Annotated in this window: 2 protein-coding genes and 1 pseudogene; 1 reads left to right on the top strand and 2 read right to left on the bottom strand. The window is 57.0% G+C overall.

Annotated features, from left to right (window positions below):
* Positions 1-82 precede the first annotated feature (82 nt).
* On the top strand, positions 83-1108 hold the full coding sequence (tdh, locus tag ACZ60B_RS42830; RefSeq protein ID WP_469397471.1) for an L-threonine 3-dehydrogenase: 1026 nt from the start codon (positions 83-85) through the stop codon (positions 1106-1108).
* Between the two features lie 12 nt (positions 1109-1120).
* Here tdh and ACZ60B_RS42825 read toward each other — a convergent pair.
* Together ACZ60B_RS42825 and ACZ60B_RS42820 are read right to left on the bottom strand one after the other, a co-directional pair.
* Positions 1121-2366 (bottom strand): annotated as a pseudogene (locus ACZ60B_RS42825) (IS3 family transposase).
* A gap of 109 nt (positions 2367-2475) precedes the next feature.
* The coding region (locus tag ACZ60B_RS42820) for a hypothetical protein (protein WP_469397469.1) at positions 2476-2728 on the bottom strand (253 nt) is incomplete at its 5' end.

Here is a 2728-nt window from a genome sequence, read left to right as displayed (position 1 = left end):
CACCCCGGAGCAAATCGAACGCGCAGTGGCGGCGTTTACACGTATCGGTAAGGATCTTGGCGTTATTGCATAAGGTAAAACCATGAAAGCTCTGTCAAAACTGATTGCGGAAGATGGGTTTTGGATGACCGACGTGCCTCAGCCGGAGCTGGGCCACAACGACATCATGATCAAAATCCGCAAAACCGCGATCTGCGGCACCGATGTGCATATCTACAACTGGGACGAATGGTCGCAAAAAACCATTCCGGTTCCGATGGTGGTCGGCCATGAATACGTGGGCGAAGTGGTGGCGATCGGTCAGGAAGTCAAAGGCTTCAGCATCGGCGATCGCGTGTCCGGTGAAGGTCACATCACCTGCGGGCACTGCCGCAACTGCCGCGGCGGCCGCACGCACCTGTGCCGCAACACCGTCGGCGTGGGCGTGAACCGTCCGGGCAGCTTCGCGGAATACCTGGTGATCCCGGCGTTCAACGCCTTCAAGATCCCGGATAACATCTCCGACGAACTGGCTTCGATCTTCGATCCGTTCGGTAACGCGGTACACACTGCGCTGTCGTTCGATCTGGTCGGGGAAGACGTGCTGGTGTCCGGCGCCGGCCCGATCGGCATCATGGCGGCGGCGGTGTGCAAACACGTCGGCGCCCGCCATGTGGTGATCACCGACGTTAACGAATACCGTCTGGAACTGGCGCGCAAGATGGGCGTGACCCGCGCGGTGAACGTCAGTAAGGAAAACCTCAACGACGTGATGGCCGAGCTGGGTATGACCGAAGGATTCGACGTCGGTCTGGAAATGTCCGGCGCGCCGCCGGCGTTCCGCACGCTGCTCAATGCCATGAACCACGGCGGACGCATCGCCATGCTGGGCATTCCGCCTTCGGATATGTCGATCGACTGGAACCAGGTCATCTTCAAAGGGCTGTTTATCAAAGGGATTTACGGCCGCGAAATGTTCGAAACCTGGTACAAGATGGCGGCGCTGATCCAGTCCGGCCTGGATTTGACCCCAATCATCACCCACCGTTTCTCGATCGACGAGTTCCAGCAGGGCTTCGACGCCATGCGCTCCGGCAAGTCGGGTAAAGTGGTGCTGAGCTGGGATTAATCTCGGCAGTGACTAGTCCTGATATAGGTTGACACTTTTCAACCGGATAACGCCCGATGAACCTCATCGGGCGTTTTGTATTTCAGCGACAAGTGCGGCCGCCGCGTGTTGTAGAGGTTCACCGACTCCCTGACCATCTTTCTTGCCTGCGCGATATCTTCTGGCCTGCCGAGCAGGTATTCCGTTTTGAGTATCCCGTTTATCCGTTCCGCCAGCGCGTTCTGATAACAGTCATACCCGTCCGTCATCGAGCAGATGACGCCATACTGCTGATGTAACGCCTGATATTCCTGCGAGCAGTACTGGATACCCCTGTCCGAGTGATGCACCAACGGCAACGCCGTGCGTCTGCCGGCCAGTGCCATTTTGAACGCGCAGGCGACATGCCGGGTATGCAGACTGTCATGCACGTGATATCCCACGATTTTTCTCGACCAGGCATCCGTTACCAGGCTGACATACGCCGTCCCCGTTCTCAGCGGCAGGTAGGTGATATCCGCCACCCATACCTGTTCCGGACGGCTGGCTATTACTTGATTGTCTCCCGCTTTTAGCAGGTTGGGATGGCGATAAAAACGATGATGGCTGTGCGTCGTCTTGTGATACGCCCGTTTAGGCATCACCAGTAACCGCGCGCAGCGCAGGATACTGAACAACCGGTCACGGCCCACATGCAACGCCGGTTCGGGGTGTTGCCGCAACAGGTGATGCAGCTTACGTGTCCCCAGTCGGGGTTGGTGCAAGCGGATGGCCGTCACCTGTTCGACGAGATGCCGGGCCTGCTCCTCTTTGCCTGCTTCACGCTGCAGGGACTGATACCACGCTTGTCGGCTGATGCCCATCCATCGGCAGGCCCGCGTTACTGTGAGTCCCGGTACTTGTGTTTGCGCGATAAGGCGGTTAGCTGCTTTTTTGTCAGCGTGGCGCCAAAGTCGGTGTTCATCACTTTGACGACAGCTTCGAAGAACTGGGCTTTGACTTCAGATTCAGCCAGTTGCTGCTCAAGTTCTTTAATACGCTGTTCGGGCGTCAGGGGGAGTTTGGGCATGTTGTCTCCGCACGTTCTGGTGGAAGGAGAAGTTCGCCAGTCAAGTTGACCGTATTTGCGCAGCCAGTTCATGACAGTCTGGCTGCCTTGGATACCGTAGCGATCTTGCGCCTGGCGGTATGTCATCTCGCCTTTTTCGACCTGTTCGACGACAGCCAGTTTAAAGGATAGAGAGTAATCGCGTTGTGTGCGTTTAATATACTGGTTCATCACATTTTCCTCTGTGCGTGAGTAAAATGTGTCAACGCTATTCAGGACGGGTCATCAGCCACAAAAAAGGCCGCTTTCGCGGCCTTTTCCTTTTCTGCTGCGGCGGGTTTTATCCCACCAACTCTTTGCCGTAATCGAACAGCGCTTTCAACAGGGCGGTTTTCTCTTTGTCGCCTTCGTGCAGGTTATACAGTGATTCGAGCTGCAGCAGGTAACTCTGCACGCGCTCTGCGCTCAGCGCTTCCTGGCGGTGTTGCAGCCAGCGACGCTGCTCGGCGTCGTCCAGCGTATTCGGGTAGTTGCGCGCGCGGAAGCGGAACAGCAGCTCTTTCATGCGGCCGTCGCTGAAGGCCAGATCCAGC

It is taken from the genome of Streptomyces sp. NPDC104096 (assembly GCF_055584385.1).
This window is presented reverse-complemented; position numbering and strand designations above follow the sequence as displayed.